The organism is Nocardia cyriacigeorgica GUH-2, from assembly GCF_000284035.1.
GTDB classification, from domain to species: domain Bacteria; phylum Actinomycetota; class Actinomycetes; order Mycobacteriales; family Mycobacteriaceae; genus Nocardia; species Nocardia cyriacigeorgica_B.
Genome location: NC_016887.1, coordinates 3,068,780 through 3,087,501, shown reverse-complemented (window position 1 = coordinate 3,087,501; position 18,722 = coordinate 3,068,780). Strand labels below are relative to the sequence as shown.

Genomic DNA, 18,722 nt, shown 5'->3' with positions numbered 1-18,722 from the left:
ATGCGTTACACACCCTTCTCCCGCGCCGCCCGACCTGTCCGCGCCGCACTGGCGGCCGCGGCACTGGCCGCGCTGGCCGCCACCTCGGCCTGTGGTTCGGGAGTCGACGACGATGCCGTCGCCGCGGCCCGCTCCGCGGCCAACGCGGCCCTGTCGTCCTCGGCGGCCGCCACCTCCTCCGCGGTCGCCGCCCGGGTGCTGCCCACCGCGGCCGAACTCGACGCCCAGATCAAGCGGGCGCTGGATCCGGCGCTGCCCGACGAGGAGCGCACCGCGCTCATCGAAGACGGTGAGGCGTTCCGCGACGCCATCCCGGACATGTACAAGGCGTTGCAGGACAACCCGCACGCCGTCTACGGCGTCACCGACCCGGTGTTCGACAATCACGACGGCACCCTGACCGCCACCATGCGCCTGGACAAGGACGGCACCGGCACCCAGATCCGCACCACCGTCGTGCATTTCGTGTATATCGACGGCAAGTGGAAGATCTCGCGCACCGATCTGTGCGGCATCTTGCGCTCGGCCGACTACCGCACCCCGGCCTGCGGCTGACCCGGCATCCGCTCCGATACCGATGATCTCCACTGGCTCGCAACGGTGGGGGCGGTTCGTCTACCGCCACCGCTATCTCGTCTTCGCCGTGTTCCTGCTCGCGGTCGCCCTGTCCGGTTTCTACGGCCGCGACCTGTCGGGCCGGCTGACCCAGGAGGGCTGGTTCGACGAATCCAGCGAATCGGTCGCCGCGTCGAAACTGGCCGACGCCACCTTCGGCCGCGACACCGACAGCGACCTGATCCTGCTCTACACCGCCCCCGAGGGCCGCACCGTCGACGACCCGCAGGTGCGGGAGGCGGTCACCGCGCAACTGGCCGGGTTGATCGGCGAGCATCCCGACCGCATCCTCAAGATCGACAGCTACTGGGACAGCGCGTTCACCAGCGGCTTCGCCGACGACTCGCGCACCCACGCGTTCGCCAGCGTCGGCTTGCGCGGGGAAGGCACCGCCACCGTCGACAACTACACCGCCATCAAATCCGACCTGCGCGCCGGTGAACCGGGCGCCGGGCCCGCGGGGACCACGGTCCAGCTGGCCGGGCTGCAACCGGTGGTGGAGGGCATCAACCACGGCATGCAGGACGACATCCACCGCGCCGAGCTGATCGCGCTGCCGATCGTGGCGATCTTGCTGTATTTCGTGTTCGGTGGCGTGATCGCCGCGTTGCTGCCGGTGCTGATCGGCGGGATGACCATCCTGGGCACCCAGGGCATCATGCGGCTGCTCACCGACCACATCGAGGTAAACGTGTTCGCCAGCGCCGTGGTGACGCTGGTGAGCCTGGGCCTGGCCATCGACTACGGGCTGTTCACCGTCACCCGGTTCCGGGAGGAACTGGCCGCCGGGCGCAGCGTCGAGGACGCGGTGGCCCGCACCGTCGCCACCGCCGGGCGCACCGTGTTGTTCTCGGCGGCGATCATCGCCGTCAGCCTGGGCGCGCTGCTCATCTACCCGAACGGGGTGTTGCGGTCGGTGCCCTACGGCGGCATCAGTTCGGTGCTGCTGGCGGCGGTGCTGTCGGTGACGGCGCTGCCCGCGGTGCTGGCCATCGTCGGGCATCGCATCGACCTGTGGGGCTGGCATCGGTTCTCGAAGTCCAAGACCGCCGCCGAGATCGACGCCGGGTTCTTCTCCCGGCTGGCGGTGCTGGCGATGAAGCGGCCGTGGCTGGTGATCGTGCCGATCGTGCTGGCGCTGCTGGCGTTGATCGTGCCGTTCCGTCACATCGAGTTCGGCGGGCTGAGCGAACGCTATCTCGCCGACGACAACCCGGCGCGGGTGGCGCAGGAGAAGTTCGACGAGCTGTTCCCCGGTTTCCGCACCGAACCGCTGAAACTGGTGGTGGTCGGCGCGGATCCGCAGCAGCTCAGCGATATCCGCTTCCAGGCCAACCACACTCCCGGACTCACCGGGCCGTTCGAGCCGGCCGCTCCCACCAAGGACGGCATCAACGTCCTGAATGCCGGTCTGGTCGACGAACGCGCCGCCGACACCGCGATTGCCACCCTGCGTGCCATCGACGCACCCGAGGGGGTACAGGTGATGGTGGCCGGGGTACCCGCCCTGGAACGTGACAGCATCAACGGCCTCATCGAAGGCCTGCCGCTACTGGCGGCGATCCTGGTAGCGGCCGCACTGACGTTGATGTATCTGGCGTTCCGGTCCATGGTGCTGGCGATCAAGGCGGTGGCGATGTCGGCACTGAGCCTTGGCGCCACCCTCGGCATCCTGACCTGGATCTTCGTCGAAGGCCACGGCGCGGACCTGTTCGATTTCACCCCCGGTCCGCTGATGTTCGCGGTGCTGGTGCTGATCGTGACCGTGGTGTTCGGCCTGTCCACCGACTACGAGGTGTTTCTGCTGTCGCGGATGTCGGAGGCCCGCGCCGAGGGCGCCGACCCGCCCGAGGCGATCCGCTACGGCATCGCCCACACCGGCGGGGTGATCACCTCGGCGGCGGCGATCCTCATCGTCGTGACGGGAGCGTTCGGGTTCTCCGATCTGGTGCTGATGAAATACATCGCCTACGGCATGATCGCAGCACTCATCCTGGACGCGACGGTGGTGCGGATGCTGCTGACGCCCGCGCTGTTGAAACTCATCTGGCGTGATCGGCGCCGACCCGCCCGCGTCGAGCAGGCCGCGGAAACCGCTCAGGCCGAGAAGGCCGCGGACCCGGCCTGAACCGTCCGGTGGGAGGCATCGCACACCGGCCCGGCGCATCGTCGGGCTGTCGAATGGAACGTGCCGGGCCGTGAGCCGCTGGACCCTCCTGCTACCGGAGGGTTCATCATCAGGACGTGATCGTCGAAGGTGTCGACGCGCGCGGGATGCAGCACTGCGAGACCACCACACTGGGTGTGCTGCTGCGCCATCAGGGGCTGGAGCTGTCCGAGCCGATGCTGTTCGGCCTCGGTGCCGGGCTGTCGTTCGTCTACTGGGACAGCAAGAGCATGGATTTCCCGTTCCTCGGCGGGCGGGTCAAGCCGTTCGAACTCACTAGGAACCTCGCCGGCACCCTCGCACTCGACCTCGAGGTCCGCGAAACCCGCTCGGCGCGCAAGGCATGGGCCGACGTGGTGGACCGCCTCGACGCCGGATATCCCGTCGGGTTGCAGCTGGACAGCTACTACCTGGACTATTTCGGGTCGCGGGTGCATTTCGGCGGCCACATCGTCGCCCTGTACGGCTACGACACCGACGACGCTTACCTCGTCGATACCGCGCAGCAGGGCGGCGCCGTCACCACAGGTCTGCGCAGTCTCGCCGAAGCCCGGGCCGCACGCGGGCCGATGACCGCACCACACCGCAGCTTCACCCTGACAGTCCCCGGCGGCCCGCCCGATGTGCGTGCCGCGATCGTCCCGGCCATCACCGCCTGCGCCGAGACCTTCCTGCGTCCGCCGATCGTCAATCTCGGCTACCGCGGAATCGCCAAGGCCGCCATGCTGATCCGCACCTGGCTCGACCGCACCGACGACCCGCATCGCGACCTGCCGCAGGCCGCGATGCTGATGGAGCGAGGCGGCACCGCCGGCGCCCTGTTCCGCAACCTGTACCGCGACTTCCTCGGCGAATGCTGCGACATCCTCGACAGCACCGGCGTGCGCACCGGGCACCGGCTCTACGCCGAGGCCGCCGCCGGGTGGACCGAGGTTGCCTCGCTGATCAGGGAGGCAGGCATGTCCGGGGTTCAGCGATTGCTCGACCAGGCCGGCGCGCTGCTCGAGGACCTGTCCCGCCTCGAGCACGAGGCCATGGGCGTGCTGAGCGGTCTCGAACCCTGAAATCCACAGAGTTCTCTCACACGACAGGGGAGTTCGATCTCGCGCGGGCGCAGTAGAGTCCGCCGGGAACGGTGAGGAGATCGAACATGGTTGGTGGGCGCAACGGGGTGCTGGTGGCGGCCGGGGTGGCCTCGGTCGGGGCGGGTGCGTTGCATCTGTTCGCCGCGGGCCTGCATACCGAGCACGCGACGCTGGCCCGGCTGATGGTGCTGCTGGCCGCGGCACAGTGCGCGGCGGGTCTGCTGGCAGCAGTGAGCGCGCGAAAGGTCGTGCCTGCCTTGGTGATCGGGGTGAACGTCGTTGCGGTCGCGATTTGGGGGTACACGCGGTTCGCCGGGCTGCCGTGGCCGGAGGGACTGACCGCGGCGGAGGCGCCGCAGCTGCTCGACACCACGTGCGCGCTGCTGGGTCTGGTCGCGATCGCCGGCGCCACTGTCGTCCTGGTCCGGCCGGGCGCGACGCTGCCGACCGCGTCGACGGCGACCGCAGCCGGTCTGGCCGGAGTGCTCGCCGTCGCGGCCATGCTCGGCGGGGCCGGGCATGTGCACAGCCACGGCGACGGCGGCGGCCACTCCCATGCCGCCGGTGACGGGCACGGCGGCCACGACCACGACACCGGCGCCGCCTGGCCCCGACCGTGGGATCCGGCGAACCCCATCGACGTCTCCGGAGTCCCCGGCGTGACGCCCGCGCAGGAGCAGCGCGCCACCGCCCTGATCCGCGGCACCCTGGACAAGCTGCCGGCCTTCGCCGACGTCACCACGATCGGCGCCCTCGGTTTCCGCTCCATCGGCGATGCGTCCACCGGCCACGAGCACTACATCAATGGCGCCTATATCCGTGACGACCGGTTCCTCGACCCCGCCTACCCGGAGTCACTGGTCTACCGCGTCGACGGCGACCAGCGCACCCTGGTCTCGGCGATGTACATCGCCAAGGACAAGAAGATCGACGACCCCGAGCTGGTGGATTTCGGTGGGCCGCTGATGCAGTGGCACGTGCACGACAATCTGTGCTGGAAACGCGGCGACAACGGGCCCGTCGTCGCCGGTGTCACCGACGAAGCAGGCAACTGCCCACCCAACTCGGTGAACCCGGGGGCGGGCAATCCGATGGTGCACGTGTGGATCACCGCCCACCACTGCGGGCCGTTCGCCGCACTGGAAGGACACGGCGCCGGGCAGGCGGTCAGCGCCGACGGCCGCCGCACCGACACCTGCGCCCACGATCACTCCGGCGGCCACCGCTGAACCGGCCACCCTCGGTGTGAGAGGGTGGGTTTCGGTCGGGAATTCGGTACCGGCAGCGGCGATTACGTGTGCCGGTGACGTCCGGTTGGAGGAGGACAGTGGTGGAAGCGGCATTCGACGTGGCCGGGCTGGTGGGGCATCGCTACCGCGCCGACGACTACTACGAGGTGGGCCGGGAGAAGATCCGCGAATACGCGCGCGCCGTCCAGGACTTCCACCCGGCGCACTGGAGCGAAGACGCCGCCGCCGACCTCGGATACACCGGTCTGCTCGCGCCCACCACGTTCCTGTCCACCGCCGCGATGCTGGCCAACCGCAGGCTGCTCGAGACGGTGATGACCGGGTTCGACATGTTCGTGCAGACCGATCAGGTCTTCGAGATGTACAAACCGGTCCGCACCGGCGACCGGCTGGTCAGCGATGTCGAGTTGTCCTCGGTGCGCCGCATCGCCGGCAAGGACCTGCTCACCATCACCAATACCTTCCTCGACCAGACCGGTGACATCGTGCAGATCATGCACACCACCGTCGTGGGCATCACCGGTGAGGACGTCAGCGCCGATATCAGCGACCGCATCGAGCGCGTCGTCATGAGCGGCCTCGACACCACCGTCCGCGCATCCACGGCGGCCGATTCGGTGCCCGAACCGGAGCCCGGCACGCGCCTTTCGCCGATCTCGCGCACCCGCACCCCGCGCACCGAACCCCGCTTCGACACCGTCACCGTCGGCGACGAACTGCCCGCCCGCTCGGTGACACTCACCCGCGGCGATCTGGTGAACTACGCCGGCGTCTCCGGTGACGCCAACCCCATCCACTGGCACGAGGACGTCGCCGCCCTCGCCGGCCTACCGGACGTGATCGCCCACGGCATGCTCACCATGGGCCTGGGCGCGGGCTTCGTCACCGGATGGCTGGGCGACCCGGGCGCACTCATCCGCTACGGCGTGCGGCTGTCGAATTACGCGATCATCGAAGCCGATTCGGCGGGCACGGTGGAGTTCACCGGCCGCATCAAATCCCTCGACCCCGAGACCAGGACCGCGGTGGTCGTCATCGTCGCGAAATCGGGCGGACGCAAGGTGTTCGGGCTCGCCACCGCGGATGTGCGGCTGGCCTGAGAGGGCTATTCGCCCACATGTCGAGGGCACTGGCGCGCGAACTTCGCGGCGTTTTCGGCTCGTACCGGCCGACTACCTCGATGATGTCGTGGCTGGTTGAACCTGGCGGGGTCCAGGACCAACCGGCGTCGCGCCTGTCGGCCGGAAATAATGTTGCGACGCCGGGTTCAGAGGGCGAACGTGAGCCTGCCGGGAGCGATGTAGTCGCCAGGGTCGAGTAGTGCGCGCAGCTCGGGTCGATGCCCGGCCGGAATCCGGTCCAGTTCGGCGCGCAACGGCTGATCGTAGGTGGCGGCGGGGGCGGTGAAGCCGGGCAGCCAATTGTCGTGGTGGGCCGGGACGAAAAGCTTCGGGCGGATGGCGTCGATGTAGGTGCGGGGATCGCGCAGGCCGTTGGTGAGCTGGTTGAAACCTTGGATGGCGCCGATCTGCACATCGGTCGGGGCGAGCCCGGCAAACACGTCGAACACGTGCGGCGCCTTCTCGGTGAGCGGGCCGGCCGAATCGTGCCACACCAGCGAGAAACCGTGGGCGCGTAGCTGATACAGCAGGCAGCCGCCCTCCTCGTCCCGCAACCGCGGCAGGCCGACACGCAGATCCTCGAGCGTCGGCGGGTGCTGGGCGATCGCGCACAGATCCGGCACCGGGAAGAACGGCCGCGACCCGTTCACCGGATCGGGCGCCGTCGGCCCCGAATGCAGATGCCGCACCGCGGTCACCTCGATATCGCCGATCCGGAATTCGTGCACCTGCCCGGGCGCGGTGCCCGCGTCACCGAGCGCGACGGTCCCGAACGCCGGATCCGGAACCTGCGCCCGGATCGTCGCGCAATGCTCGGCGGTACCGTGCACGACCGCCCCACTGGCCTGCGCGATCCGCCCCGCGTCCCCGGCATGATCGAAATGCCCGTGCCCGATCAACACCGCCGCCGGCGCCAGATCCGCCAGATCCTGCGCCGTAGCCGGCACATACCCCGCACTGCTCAACCGCGGCACCCACGCATCCAGCAACACCACCGTCCCCGCGAACGCCACCGCATACGTCGCACACCCCACCCACGATATCACCACCCGATCCGCCCGCACCGCCCCACTCACCGCATCGACAACGTCATCCCCGAAAAACCGCCGCCGCCCAACCACCGTCCGCGACTCCACCCCTCTCGCCGCCCCCGCGCCCAACGCAACCAGAACCCCACCCCCGACCACCCCACCCAACATGCCCCGCCTGCTCAACAACCGCCGCACCTCGTTGCACATGCGGTAAGAAGATCACGTCCGGGACGCCCGGACAAGGATCGCCCTGTCACGGTGGATCGTCGTAGTCGCTCGGCCACCAGATCACCAGGATCAAGACCGTGAATGGGAGACCGATCGCAATGACCAATCCCAGTTGCGTAGTGCTCACCGCCGCCGTCCCCCGATGATCGTCCAGCGCGCGAACGACGTCCGTGGCGCCGCGCATTCGACGTCGGCGATGGCCATGACCCGATTCAGCGTGATGGCGTCGATGTGTGCGGACGAGGGCACGATCACGATTTCCGCGACGCAGGATTCGATCTGCTCGACCAGTCCCAACCACGGTGAATCCGCCCAGCACACCGGATAACCCAGCCGTCGCGCTAGCCGACGGATCTGCGCCGCATCCCAATCAGGCGTAGGTGATGACGGGTCGATCCAACCGAGCGCGAACATGGATGGTCACTCCCTGGTGTGTTATCGAGTCGGGCGATCCGGTAGCGGGGCTTTCGCCACCGTCCCTGGCTCTCGAGGGGCGGTGCGCCGCCTCGTGTACGACGGCGTCGCCCGCTACCGGATGTGGCTTCAACTCTGTCGTGGAGTGAGTTCGACTGGAACGGCGTGCCGTGGGCGTGGTGTTCGCGCAGTGTTCGTGTTCTCGCGTGCCCGCTATTCGCCGGTGAGCGGAATCCGAGCGATCGTCTCCCAGCGGTACCCGTGACCACGCCGCTCGAGTGCCACCATGGCGACTTCGGCAATGCTCGCCTTCACCCGGCGGGCACTCGACGCGTTCGCGTCGACGGCCGCGATGGCTTCGGCAGTCAATCCTTCATAGATGGGGTAGGCGATGGTGACGTGCGGGGCAGCGGAGGAGTCCTTGACGGGCGCATCGGGAAGTACGGATGTGGTGGCGGTACGGAGCGCATCGCGTAGCTCGTGTATTCGCTCATCGGGCGAGACGAGAAATCCGATGGCCGCGCGAATATTCACCAGCCGCTCGAATGTCAGGACGAATGGCTTCTGCCGCGCGCAGGCGATTTCGGCCGCCGTGGCGATCCGCCTCCGTTGTTGGGCGGTACTACTCCCATTGCGAGATATCCGGTCCAGGGTGAGGTGCAGGCCATCGGTCGGAGTCGCCGCGAAACGGCTGCTATCCAGCGTGCGCTGGCATTCGGTTGTTGCGATGTGCAGGTCGGTCGCGTGTTCGAAGGTGAGAAACCAGTAGTGGCCGAGCGGACCATCCTGGCCCTCGCGCAGTTGTAGCTCACTCACGACGCCCGCCCGGCCTCGGTGCGTTCGACCACCTGCGCCCGGATCTCGCGCAGCTGCGGCAGCTCGCCCCATCGTGCGGCTGCGTCGTCGACGAACTCCGTGGCGCGACACCGCACCGGCGTCATGAAAGGGCCTTTCGTTTGATCGAGTATTTGGCCCATGATTGCCATCGCTGCGTCGAAGTCACCATTCGTACTCAGCACATGCGCTCGCGCGATGTCGAGCTGCACCAGCGCCCGGCCCCATGGCGACTGCTCGGCCGGCATCTCGCTCAATGCGAGCCTGCCATATCGCTCGACCTCGTCCGGCATGGCCAGGGACAAGTAGGCGGTCGCTGCGTTGCCTGCGAGTTGGGCGGTGCTATAGCCGTCGAGTGAAATACTGGAACGCTGGAAAGGCCCCGCATCGGTGCGCGACAGAAGCTGGTATGCCTCATCGACGGCGCGGCGAACACCTTCGACATCACCGAGCTTTCCTTTCGCCCGCGCGACACCGTTGACGATCAGGCGAATACTCTGGGGCCCTCCTGCCGCCGCGACGACACCGGCTTCGGCGAACCGAAGCGCTTCCGGGTAGCGGCCGGCGTAGTACTCGCAGAAGCTTTGCATGCCGCGCGCCCACGCCATCAGGGCAGGATCAGTGGCGTAGCAACTCAGCTGGTAGGACTCCAGGCAATAGGCGCGCGCGACCGCGAAGCTCCCACAGCTGGCCGCGATGTAGCCGAGCAGACCCGAGGTCTGACCGGCGATCTCGAAGAGGCGGATGCGCTGGAATGGGTCACCGCACTCATCGATCAACGACTCCAGCCAAGCCCGTTGCTTGCGCAGCCATGGCAGAAGGTCTACCGGTTCGGCGGTTTCGTACCCTTCGATGACACCCAGCGTGCTGCTGTGCATCTGGTCGACGACGTCCGAGTCGACGGAACGGCTGAGCTTCTGCACACGGTTGAGCACTGTCAGCAGTTCGGCACGATCGTCATCAGCGTATTTCGTTCCGTTCGAAGGTGAATCCTGCGGCGGCCGGTTCCGGTTGCGCCACGCTGATTCGCCCTCCGCGACAATCCTTTCGAACCGTTCGCGATCTTCTGGGGTGGCCCGTTGCGCTAACGTCGTATCGAGTATCGATTGCGTACTGGAACGTGGCGTGACGTTGCTCAGCCCGACGCGCCAGTTGTTGACGGTCGTCGTCTCCACGCCCAACAAGCCGGCGAAATCGCGCACCGATCGTCGCATCGCTTCCTGGAGCGCGACCGCCTCGAACCCGGTCCATGCTCTCGCCCTCACCATCGACCCACCCCTGACTCAGGTTCGAACTGCGGAAACAGCTGCTGAGCGACTGTACCGCGCGAGCGGCTGCCGGGGACCCGCGTCAACCTGCATAAGTGTGACCGACCATGGTTGATCGCACGCAAATCGCAGCGGCGGCGTGGAAACCGTTCCCTGGTGAACCGCACCTGGCTAGGGTGAACCGATGACGCAGTCCACGAGACCCCCTGGGGTCCTGCGCTTTTGGCGGTTGTCCGGGCCCGGCGCGAAATTCCTGGCGCCGGTCGTCCCGTTCTGGGTGGTGCTGGAAACCACCGGACGGCACTCCGGGCAGCCGCGGCGTAAACCGCTGGCGCGCGGCATCACCGAAGGCACGCAGATGTTGCTGGTGTCGGTGCATGGGCGGCGAGCGGATTGGGTGCGCAATATCGAGGCCGATCCGCGGGTGCGGCTGCGGACCGGGTTGCGGTGGCGTAGCGGGATCGCGTCGGTCGAGCCGCTGACGCCGCAGCAGTTGGAACGGTTCAACGACTATGTGCGCTCGGCGGCGAGCCGGTTCGCGATGGACGGCACCGAACAGGTGCTGGTGCGCATCGACACCAACTCCTCAGCGCGCTGACCGGCGCACCGGGGTAGCTCGAGGGTCAGAGCCGCACGCCCAGCAACGCGTCGACCGCGGTCGCGATGGCGCCGGGTGCGTCGGTGTCGGTGCCGCCGTAGGTGAGGGCTTCGTCGGCCCAGTTGTCGATCGCGGCGAGCGCTTTGGGGGTGTCGAGGTCGTCGGCGAGGTGTTGACGCAGGCGGGCGATGGTGTCGGTGGCGTCGCCGGCGGCGGGCACGGCGGTGGCGCGGCGCCAGCGGTCCAGGCGTGCGACGGCCTCGTCGAGGACGGTGTCGGTCCACATGCGGTCCTGGCGGTAGTGGCCGGCCAGTAGGCCCAGGCGGATCGCGGCCGGGTCGACTCCGGCGCGGCGCAGTTTCGACACCAGCACGAGGTTGCCGCGCGATTTGGACATCTTCTCCCCGTCCAAACCGATCAGGCCGGCGTGGACGTAGTGGCGGGCGAAACGGCGTCCGGCGACCAAGGCCTCGGCGTGGGCGGCGGAGTATTCGTGGTGCGGGTAGATCAGGTCGCTGCCGCCGCCCTGGATGTCGAACTCGGTGCCCAGCCGGTTGACCGCGATCGCGGCACATTCGATATGCCAGCCGGGTCGGCCGGGGCCGAACGGAGACGGCCACGACGGTTCATCGGGGCGGGCCGCGCGCCACAGCAGCGCGTCGATGGTGTCGCGTTTGCCGGGTCGGTCGGGGTCGCCGCCGCGTTCGGCGAACAACCGTTCCATGGTGGCGCGGTCGTAGCCGGATTCGTAGCCGAACTGTTCGGTGGCGTCGGCGCGGAAGTAGATGTCGGGGAATTCGGGATCGTCGACGGTGTAGGCGGCGCCGGAGGCGAGCAGTTTGCCGACGAACTCCACGACCTCGTCGACCGATTCGATGGCGCCGATGTAGTCGCGGGGCGGGATGATCCGCAGCGCGGTCATGTCCTCGCGGTACAGCTCGATCTCGCTGGTGCCCAGCTCGCGCCAGTCGACGCCGTCGCGGGCGGCGCGTTCGAACAGCGGGTCGTCGACATCGGTGACGTTCTGCACGTAGTGCACCTGGTGGCCGCCGTCGCGCCAGATCCGGTTGATCAGGTCGAAGCTGAGGTAGGTGGCGGCGTGGCCGAGGTGGGTGGCGTCGTAGGGGGTGATGCCGCAGACGTACATGGTGGCGGTGGCGCCGGGGGTCACCGGGCGCACCTGCCGGTCGGCGGTGTCGTACAACCGCAACGGGGGTCCTGCTCCGGGGACCGTCGGGATCGGGGTATCGGACCAGGACTGCATTCTTCGAGGGTAAAGGTGTGGTGGAGGCCGCCGGCGCGCACCCCGGCACACATGTGTGACACGGCATGCGATACGCGGTCGCCGACCTGCACGGAACCGGCGTCGCGGCGTTGTCAAGGGTTTGGCTCAGGCAGACCGGATGCCGCGCGCGGGTCTCAGAACGCCGGCCAGGGAATCGGGCGCGCGGTCACCGGCAGCGGCATCGTCGGCTGGTCGAGCAGCCGCTTCGCGCGGTCGAGCAACGCATCTATCTCGGCGTCGGTGATATGCGCCGACAGCGCGTCGGCGAGTTCACCGGGCAGTGCGTCGGTGAAGGCCTCGATATCGGTGAGCAGGGCTTCGTCGATGGGTTGTCCGGCCCACCCCCACAGCACGGTGCGCAGTTTGTGCTCGCTGTGCAGGCAGATGCCGTGGTCGACGCCGTAGACCTGGCCGTCGATGCCTTCCAGCGCGTGCCCGCCCTTGCGGTCGGCGTTGTTGAGCAGCACATCCAGTACCGCCATCCGGTGCAGGCGCGGATCGTCGGCGTGGATGAGTGCGACCTCGTTGCCTTCGGGGTCGAGTGCGCGCAGCACCTCACAGAACCCGTCGGGGACCGCGCCGGGCGGGCACAAATCGACCAGATCGAGGCGGTGACCGCGGTCGGTGTGGTTGTCGGCGGCGGTGATCCAGCGCTGCACCATGCCCGGCCCGAACGGGCCCTCGCGCAGGATCGTCTCGGGGATGACCGACCAGCCCAGCGCCTCGGAGATCAGATAGGAGGCCACTTCGCGGCCGGCGAGGGTGCCGTCGGGAAAATCCCACAGCGGCTGTTCCCCGCGCACCGGCTTGTACACCACCCGCAGTGGCGTCTCGCCGTCGCCGATATCGCAGACGAGGGTGAGGTTGCTCGCGGTGGTCACGCGCCCGATCACCGTCAGCTCGCCGGTGGTGAACTCGTCACCTGCCGCGGGCACGGCTCACTCCTCCAGCTCGGTGGCGCCGAAGATGTCGCCGCGTTTGTAGCCGTTGGTGCGCACGCACATGTGCCCGCGCGCCGACAGCGGCTCCCCGCACAGCGGGCACGGCGGGCGCCCGGCCGCGATCACCCGCGCCGAGCGCAGCGCGAACTCGCGCGCCTGCATCGGGGTGAGGAACACCCGCACCGCGTCGGGGCCTTCTTCGGTGTCGTCGAGCACCACCGATTCGTCGACCTCGGTTTCGGTGATCGCGAGCAGTTCCACCACGACCGCGCCGGCGTCGGCGTCCCAGCCCAGGCCCATGGTGCCGACGCGGAATTCGGCGTCGATCGGGGTGACCAGGGGCGCGTTGTCGCTGACGTCGTCGGCTTGCGGCGGCACCTCGGCGCCGAAGCGGCGCGCCACCTCGTCCAGCAGCAGACCCATGCGGTCGGCGAGCACCTTCACCTGCTGCTTTTCCAGCAGCACGCTGACCACGCGCGGCTCTTGCACGGCTTGCAGGTAGAACGCGCGATCGCCCGGTTCACCGACGGTTCCGGCGACGAAACGTTCGGGGGTGCGGAATACATGGATTGCTCGTGACACATGCACCTCCTGATACGTGATCATGTTCGGCCCGCGGCGCCGGTGTCGGGGTCGACGCGGCCGCGATGGCCCGGTTCGGCCGACTACTCATGACGGGGAATCGCTGGGCCGCGCATTCCCATTATCCGTGTTCCCGGCCGCGCCGATCTCACCCCCGGGCACCGGGCCCGACTGTGCGGAGTTTTGCGCGGGCGCGGGGACCAGGCCGTCGAGATCGGGGCCGGTGTCGTTGATCCGGGTCACATACGGCGCGGTCGGGGTGTAGCGGACCACGCTGATCGAGGCCGGTTCGACCACGATGCGCTGGAAGCCGTCCAGGTGCAGCCCGAGCGCGTCGGCGAGCACGGATTTGATGACGTCGCCGTGGGTGCAGGCCACCCACAGCACGTCCCCGCCGTGTTCCTCGGCCAGGGTGCGGTCGTGTTCGCGGATCGCGGCGACCGCGCGGGTCTGCACATCGGCGAGGCCTTCCCCGCCGGGGAACACCGCGCCCGAGGCGTGTCGTTGCACGACCTTCCACAGCGGTTCGGTGAGCAGTTCGGCGATGGGGCGTCCGGTCCAGTCGCCGTAGTCGACCTCGGCCAGGCGGGCCTCCACGACCGGTTCGAGGCCGGTCTTCTCGGCCAGCGGGGCGACGGTGCGCTGGCAGCGCAGCATCGGCGAGATCACGATCGCCTGGATGGGCAGTCCGCCCAGGCGTTCGGCGACCTGGCGGGCTTGTTCAGCGCCGCGGTCGGTGAGTTCGACGCCGGGGCTGCGGCCGGCCAGTGTGTGCGCGGTGTTGGAGGTCGACACACCGTGGCGCAGCAGGATCACCGTCATGGCGCCAGCCTAGCGATCATGTCGCCGACACCACCCCGCCCGCGAGCAGGCCCATCACGACCAGCCCGAGCACGATGCGGTAGCCGACGAACCAGTAGAAGCTGTGGTTGCCGACGAACCGCAGCAGCCACGCCACCGACGCGTAGCCGGCGACGAAGGCGATCAGGGTGGCCACCAGCAGCTGCGCCCCGCTGGCATTGAGGCCCTCACCGGCGGGTTCGAAGGCGTCGGGCAGGCTGAACAGGCCCGAGGCGGTGACGGCGGGGATGGCCAGCAGGAACGAGAACCGGACCGCGGCCTCGCGTTCGAGACCGAGGAACAGGCCCGCGCTGGAGGTGGCGCCGGATCGGGACACGCCCGGGATCAGCGCCAGGCACTGGGCAAGGCCCATGATCAGTCCGTCGCGGGTGGTGAGCTGCTCGATCGGGCGGGTCTTGCGGCCGTAGTATTCGGCGGCGGCGATCACCAGCGCGAACGCGATCAGCATGAACGACACCAGCCACAGGTTGCGGGCGCCGGTGCGGATGAGGTCTTTGAACAGGAACCCGAGCACACCGATGGGGATGGTGGCGATGATCACATACCAGCCGATGCGGTAGTCGAGTTCGCGTTGGGCGTCGGCGTCGGGGTCGTAGCCCAGCGGCCCGGATCCGGTGACGACGGGCAGTTTGGTGGTGACCTGCTCGCTCAGCGGCACCGTCTCGCGGGAACGCTGGGTGAGTTTGGCGAACACCGTGGAACACCAGACCTTCACGATGCGCCAGATGTCCTTGGCGAAGAACACCAGCACCGCGGCCTCGGTGCCGAGCTGGGTGACGGCGGTGAAGGAGGCGCCCGCGTCGTCGCCGAAAAACACCGACGACACGATCCGCAGGTGTCCCGAGGAGGAGATCGGCAGGAATTCCGTCAGCCCCTGCACCAGGCCGAGCACTATCGCCTGGAGCCAGGTCATCGACTCGCCTATCACTCACCCTCCTGTACTGCCGCCGAAATGTCCGTTCCGAGAGGATGATTGGCTCATCGGCGGGTGACCCCGGCGTTCGGACCGCTATCTCGCAGCGACAGTACCGTGTTGACCTCGACGGCGCCGGACGGGGTTGGGCGGGCTGCGGTGTGGCCCACACGACGCGCGACCCGGTAAACGAGAGCGGCCGCACCGGCGAATCAGGCTCTACGCTTGGCGCCGTGACGAATGCGCGGACACGGTGATGGAACAGCGGACGGTCGGTCGCAGCGGCCTGCGGGTCTCGCGGATCGGATTGGCCACCCACACCTGGGGCACCCGCACCGATGCCGACCAGGCAGCGGTGCAGTTGATGGCGTTCGTCGAGGCCGGCGGCACCCTCGTCGACACCTCCCCGGTCTACGCCGGCGGCGCCGCCCAGCGGATCCTGGCCGATCTGCTCGGCGATCTGGTCTCCCGCGACGATCTGGTGCTCAGCGGCTGCGCGGGCCTGCATCCGCGTCCCGTCCCGCCCGCCGCCGACGGCACACCGCCGATGCCGCAGGTCCCGGGCATCGGGGTGGACACCTCGCGCCGCACCCTGCTGCGGCAACTGGATCGAACCCTGCTCGAACTGGGCACCGACCATCTCGACATCTGGCATATCGCAGCCTGGGATCCGCGCACCCCGCTCGAGGAGGTGGCGGCCACTGTCGAGTTGGCGCTGCGTTCGGGGCGGGTGCGGTACGCGGGGGTTCGCGGGTTCACCGCCTGGCAGCTGGCGAGCCTGGCCGCGATGGCGCCGATCACCGTCACCCAGACCCCGTATTCGCTGCTGGCGCGTACGGCCGAGGACGACACCGTGCCCGCGGCCGCCCATCACGGTGTCGGGATGATCGCCACCGCGCCGCTGGCCGGCGGCATCCTCACCGGCAAATACCGTGACGGCGTGCCGGCCGACTCCCGCGGCGCCGACGAGGCCACCGCCGCCGAGATCCGCGGCCGCCTCGACGAGCGCGCCACCCGCGTGGTCGACGCCCTGGTCACCGCCGCCGACGGGTTGGCGACCTCACCGCTGGCGGTGGCGCTGGCCTGGATCCGCGACCGGCCGGGTGTGGCGAGCATGTTCGTCGGCGCCCGCGATATCGGCCAGCTGACCGGGGTGCTGGCCGCCGAAACCCTCGAGTTGCCGCGCGCCATCGCCGCGGCCCTCGACGATGTGAGCGCGCGCACGGACTAGGCCACACCGCGATGCTGGATGGCCGGTGTGACACCGGTTTCGAGACCGCGGCGGGCGGACCGAGATCGTCGCGCGCCGAGGGGTGCCCGTTAGGCTTGCCTACATGAGGTATGACCGTGTCCGATCCGGGTGGGTCCGCGCCGTGCTCGCCGCGCTCGCTCTCGGAGTGCTGGTGGTGTCGACCGGGTGCGGTGCGAGTGGCCAGGGCTCCGTCGACGGCCACCGTGGCCCGGCCACCGCGCAGCTGGCCGACGCGGCGCCGGTCCCGATCGGCCCGGAACCGACCCCGGCGCTGCCGGCCACGGTGCGTTCCTTCGACGGCACCGAGGTCACCGTCACCTCCGCCGACCGCATCCTCGCCGCCGACCGCTACGGCACCCTCATGCAGACGGTGTGGGCGCTAGGACTGGGCGACAACCTCGTCGGCCGCTCCACCGCCGGAGTGTTCCCGGAAGTGGCCGACCTGCCCAACATCACCGGCGGCAACGGCTCACTGAACGTCGAATCGATCCTTGCGCTGCGGCCCACGGTGTTCCTCACCGACACCACCAGCGCCTCCCCGGCGGTGCGGGAACAGTTGCGCGCCACCGGCGTCACGGTCGTCTACTTCGATCCGCAGCGCACCATGGACGGCGTCGTGCCGCAGATCGAGGCCGTGGCCGCCGCGCTCGGCGTCCCCGACCGCGGGCAGGCGCTGGCCCAGCGCACCCGCGACGAGATCGCCGCCGCCTCCGCCGCGGTGCCTGCGCAGAATCCGCCGCTGAAGATCGCGTTCCTGTATTTGCGGTCGACCGCCATCACCATGCTCGCCGGCCCCGGTTCGGGCGCGGATGCGCTCATCGCCGCGATCGGCGGCCGCGACGCAGGCACCGAAGCCGGAGTGACCGAACCGTTCACCGCGATCACCAGCGAAGCGATGATCACCGCGGCGCCGGATGTGCTGCTGGTGATGACCGACGGCCTGAAATCGGTGGGCGGGGTCGAGGGCGTGGCCAAGATCCCCGGTATCGCGCAGACCCCGGCGGGACGTAACCAACGGATCGTCGACATGTCGGATGCGGTGCTGTTGAGCTTCGGCCCCAATACCGGCCGCGTCATCGAGGCGCTCAGCGAAGCCGTCTACGGTCCGGCAGGAGCATGAGCGAGCAGGTGAAACTCGCCGAACGACGGCCCACCACGCCCCGCTGGTCGCGCACGACGCTGGTGTTTGTTGCGGCGGTCGCGGCGCTGATCGTGCTGGCGTTGGCGTCGGCGGCGATCGGGCAGGTGCCCACCAGCATTGGTGAGGTCGCCGGATCGGTGCTGCATCGCATCGGCCTGGACTGGGGTCCGCTGCCCGCCCATCCGGCCGGTGAGGTGACGCTGTGGGAGGTGCGGTTCCCGCGGGTGATGCTCGCCATCCTGGTCGGCGCCGCTCTGGCGACAGCGGGTGCATTGTTGCAGGGCGTGTTCGCCAACCCGCTGGCCGAACCCGGCGTCATCGGAGTGTCGGCCGGTGCGGCGGTCGGCGCGGGCACCGTCATCGTGCTCGGCGGGGCGTTCGTGGCGGCCTGGTCGGTGGCCGCGGCCGCGTTCGTGGCCGGGTTGGCGACCACGGCGCTGGTGTATCTGCTGGCCCGGTCCAACGGCCGCACCGAAGTGGTGACCCTGGTGCTCACCGGCGTCGCCATCAATGCCTTCGCCAGCGGCCTGATCGCGTTCCTGCTGTTCGTCGCCTCGCCGGCGGCACGCGATCAGATCGTGTTCTGGCAGCTGGGCAGCCTCAACGGCGCCACCTGGTCGGCGGTGTGGGTGGTGGCCGCGCTCACCGTCGCCGGCGTGGGCGCGGCGATCGTGGTGGCACCGAAACTGGACCTGCTCGCGCTGGGTGAATCGGCGGCCCGGCATCTCGGTGTCGATGTGGAGCGATTGCGGCGCAACGTCATCGTGATGGTGGCGATCCTGACCACCGCGGGTGTGGCGTTCAGCGGCATCATCCTGTTCGTCGGGTTGATCGTGCCGCACCTGGTGCGGATGCTGGTCGGACCCGGCCATCGGGTGCTGATCCCGCTGAGCGCGGTGATCGGCGCGGTCGTGCTGCTGGCCGCCGACGTCGCCGCACGTTCCCTGGTCGACAATGCCGACCTCCCGCTGGGCATGCTCACCTCGCTGATCGGCGGGCCGTTCTTCTTCTGGTTGCTGCGCCGCACCCGCGCGCGTTCGGGAGGGTGGGCATGAGCCGGCGGGTTCAGGGCGGAGTCGGTCCGCAGGCGCACGAGGCCGGTGCATCGTGCCGCATCGACGACTCGCCGCTGGCGG

Annotated in this window: 18 protein-coding genes; 9 read left to right on the top strand and 9 right to left on the bottom strand. The window is 69.0% G+C overall.

Annotated elements, in window-relative coordinates; genetic code table 11:
* The 5 genes from NOCYR_RS13890 to NOCYR_RS13870 all read left to right on the top strand — a co-directional run bounded on the left by NOCYR_RS13890 (position 1) and on the right by NOCYR_RS13870 (position 6,217).
* Positions 1–555 carry a hypothetical protein gene (locus NOCYR_RS13890; RefSeq protein ID WP_014351014.1) on the top strand — a complete coding sequence of 185 codons (555 nt, stop codon included), beginning with the start codon at positions 1–3 and terminating at the stop codon, positions 553–555.
* Between the two features lie 22 nt (positions 556–577).
* Complete coding sequence (locus NOCYR_RS13885) at positions 578–2,743, top strand: MMPL family transporter (protein WP_014351013.1); 2,166 nt, start codon at positions 578–580, stop codon at positions 2,741–2,743.
* 116 nt (positions 2,744–2,859) lie between these two features.
* Positions 2,860–3,846: a BtrH N-terminal domain-containing protein gene (locus tag NOCYR_RS13880; protein ID WP_014351012.1), complete on the top strand. Its 987-nt coding sequence runs from the start codon at positions 2,860–2,862 to the stop codon at positions 3,844–3,846.
* A gap of 86 nt (positions 3,847–3,932) precedes the next feature.
* The gene (locus tag NOCYR_RS13875; RefSeq protein ID WP_014351011.1) at positions 3,933–5,096 is read left to right on the top strand and encodes a hypothetical protein; all 1,164 of its coding nucleotides are present in this window, start codon (positions 3,933–3,935) and stop codon (positions 5,094–5,096) included.
* 98 nt (positions 5,097–5,194) lie between these two features.
* The gene (locus NOCYR_RS13870) at positions 5,195–6,217 is read left to right on the top strand and encodes a fused (3R)-hydroxyacyl-ACP dehydratase subunits HadA/HadB (RefSeq protein ID WP_014351010.1); all 1,023 of its coding nucleotides are present in this window, start codon (positions 5,195–5,197) and stop codon (positions 6,215–6,217) included.
* Between the two features lie 167 nt (positions 6,218–6,384).
* Here NOCYR_RS13870 and NOCYR_RS13865 read toward each other — a convergent pair whose 3' ends face one another.
* The 4 genes from NOCYR_RS13865 to NOCYR_RS13850 form a co-directional block, all read right to left on the bottom strand.
* Complete coding sequence (locus NOCYR_RS13865) at positions 6,385–7,272, bottom strand: MBL fold metallo-hydrolase (protein ID WP_231856080.1); 888 nt, start codon at positions 7,270–7,272, stop codon at positions 6,385–6,387.
* Between the two features lie 348 nt (positions 7,273–7,620).
* The gene (locus tag NOCYR_RS13860; protein ID WP_048833341.1) at positions 7,621–7,911 is read right to left on the bottom strand and encodes a hypothetical protein; all 291 of its coding nucleotides are present in this window, start codon (positions 7,909–7,911) and stop codon (positions 7,621–7,623) included.
* 213 nt (positions 7,912–8,124) lie between these two features.
* On the bottom strand, positions 8,125–8,727 hold the full coding sequence (locus NOCYR_RS13855; RefSeq protein ID WP_014351007.1) for a 2'-5' RNA ligase family protein: 603 nt from the start codon (positions 8,725–8,727) through the stop codon (positions 8,125–8,127).
* Complete coding sequence (locus tag NOCYR_RS13850; RefSeq protein WP_048833340.1) at positions 8,724–10,013, bottom strand: hypothetical protein; 1,290 nt, start codon at positions 10,011–10,013, stop codon at positions 8,724–8,726. Before NOCYR_RS13850 ends, NOCYR_RS13855 begins: the two co-directional genes overlap by 4 nt.
* A gap of 184 nt (positions 10,014–10,197) precedes the next feature.
* Between NOCYR_RS13850 and NOCYR_RS27925 the strand changes: the two genes are divergently transcribed.
* Entirely contained in the window at positions 10,198–10,611 is a 414-nt protein-coding gene (locus NOCYR_RS27925; RefSeq protein ID WP_081505397.1) for a nitroreductase/quinone reductase family protein, read from the top strand.
* 25 nt (positions 10,612–10,636) lie between these two features.
* Here the strand turns inward: NOCYR_RS27925 and mshC are convergent, their stop codons facing one another.
* The 5 genes from mshC to NOCYR_RS13820 all read right to left on the bottom strand — a co-directional run bounded on the left by mshC (position 10,637) and on the right by NOCYR_RS13820 (position 15,193).
* Positions 10,637–11,875, bottom strand: coding sequence for a cysteine--1-D-myo-inosityl 2-amino-2-deoxy-alpha-D-glucopyranoside ligase (gene mshC / locus NOCYR_RS13840; RefSeq protein WP_048833339.1), 1,239 nt, complete (start codon positions 11,873–11,875; stop codon positions 10,637–10,639).
* A 155-nt stretch (positions 11,876–12,030) separates the two neighbouring features.
* Positions 12,031–12,831 carry an SCO1664 family protein gene (locus NOCYR_RS13835; protein ID WP_014351003.1) on the bottom strand — a complete coding sequence of 267 codons (801 nt, stop codon included), beginning with the start codon at positions 12,829–12,831 and terminating at the stop codon, positions 12,031–12,033.
* 3 nt (positions 12,832–12,834) lie between these two features.
* The gene (locus NOCYR_RS13830) at positions 12,835–13,419 is read right to left on the bottom strand and encodes a DUF3090 domain-containing protein (RefSeq protein ID WP_014351002.1); all 585 of its coding nucleotides are present in this window, start codon (positions 13,417–13,419) and stop codon (positions 12,835–12,837) included.
* Between the two features lie 87 nt (positions 13,420–13,506).
* The gene (locus NOCYR_RS13825; protein WP_014351001.1) at positions 13,507–14,241 is read right to left on the bottom strand and encodes a histidine phosphatase family protein; all 735 of its coding nucleotides are present in this window, start codon (positions 14,239–14,241) and stop codon (positions 13,507–13,509) included.
* 16 nt (positions 14,242–14,257) lie between these two features.
* Positions 14,258–15,193 (bottom strand): undecaprenyl-diphosphate phosphatase, encoded by a 936-nt coding sequence (locus NOCYR_RS13820; protein ID WP_014351000.1) that lies wholly within the window; start codon positions 15,191–15,193, stop codon positions 14,258–14,260.
* Between the two features lie 256 nt (positions 15,194–15,449).
* Between NOCYR_RS13820 and NOCYR_RS13815 the strand changes: the two genes are divergently transcribed.
* From NOCYR_RS13815 to NOCYR_RS13805, 3 genes are all read left to right on the top strand, one after another.
* A complete protein-coding gene (locus NOCYR_RS13815; RefSeq protein ID WP_014350999.1) occupies positions 15,450–16,424 on the top strand; it encodes an aldo/keto reductase in 975 nt (324 codons plus the stop codon).
* Positions 16,425–16,527: 103 nt separating this feature from the next.
* The gene (locus tag NOCYR_RS13810) at positions 16,528–17,565 is read left to right on the top strand and encodes a heme/hemin ABC transporter substrate-binding protein (RefSeq protein ID WP_014350998.1); all 1,038 of its coding nucleotides are present in this window, start codon (positions 16,528–16,530) and stop codon (positions 17,563–17,565) included.
* On the top strand, positions 17,562–18,641 hold the full coding sequence (locus tag NOCYR_RS13805) for a FecCD family ABC transporter permease (RefSeq protein ID WP_014350997.1): 1,080 nt from the start codon (positions 17,562–17,564) through the stop codon (positions 18,639–18,641). Before NOCYR_RS13810 ends, NOCYR_RS13805 begins: the two co-directional genes overlap by 4 nt.
* Positions 18,642–18,722 lie beyond the last annotated feature (81 nt).

Coding starts and splice junctions, on each gene's coding strand:
- NOCYR_RS13875 (WP_014351011.1), top strand. CDS start 3,933: ATGGTTGGTGGGCGCAACGGGGTGCTGGTGGCGGCCGGGGTGGCCTCG.
- NOCYR_RS27925 (WP_081505397.1), top strand. CDS start 10,198: ATGACGCAGTCCACGAGACCCCCTGGGGTCCTGCGCTTTTGGCGGTTG.
- NOCYR_RS13890 (WP_014351014.1), top strand. CDS start 1: ATGCGTTACACACCCTTCTCCCGCGCCGCCCGACCTGTCCGCGCCGCA.
- mshC (WP_048833339.1), bottom strand. CDS start 11,875: ATGCAGTCCTGGTCCGATACCCCGATCCCGACGGTCCCCGGAGCAGGA.
- NOCYR_RS13860 (WP_048833341.1), bottom strand. CDS start 7,911: ATGTTCGCGCTCGGTTGGATCGACCCGTCATCACCTACGCCTGATTGG.
- NOCYR_RS13825 (WP_014351001.1), bottom strand. CDS start 14,241: ATGACGGTGATCCTGCTGCGCCACGGTGTGTCGACCTCCAACACCGCG.
- NOCYR_RS13810 (WP_014350998.1), top strand. CDS start 16,528: ATGAGGTATGACCGTGTCCGATCCGGGTGGGTCCGCGCCGTGCTCGCC.
- NOCYR_RS13885 (WP_014351013.1), top strand. CDS start 578: ATGATCTCCACTGGCTCGCAACGGTGGGGGCGGTTCGTCTACCGCCAC.
- NOCYR_RS13820 (WP_014351000.1), bottom strand. CDS start 15,193: ATGACCTGGCTCCAGGCGATAGTGCTCGGCCTGGTGCAGGGGCTGACG.
- NOCYR_RS13850 (WP_048833340.1), bottom strand. CDS start 10,013: ATGGTGAGGGCGAGAGCATGGACCGGGTTCGAGGCGGTCGCGCTCCAG.
- NOCYR_RS13805 (WP_014350997.1), top strand. CDS start 17,562: ATGAGCGAGCAGGTGAAACTCGCCGAACGACGGCCCACCACGCCCCGC.
- NOCYR_RS13815 (WP_014350999.1), top strand. CDS start 15,450: ATGGAACAGCGGACGGTCGGTCGCAGCGGCCTGCGGGTCTCGCGGATC.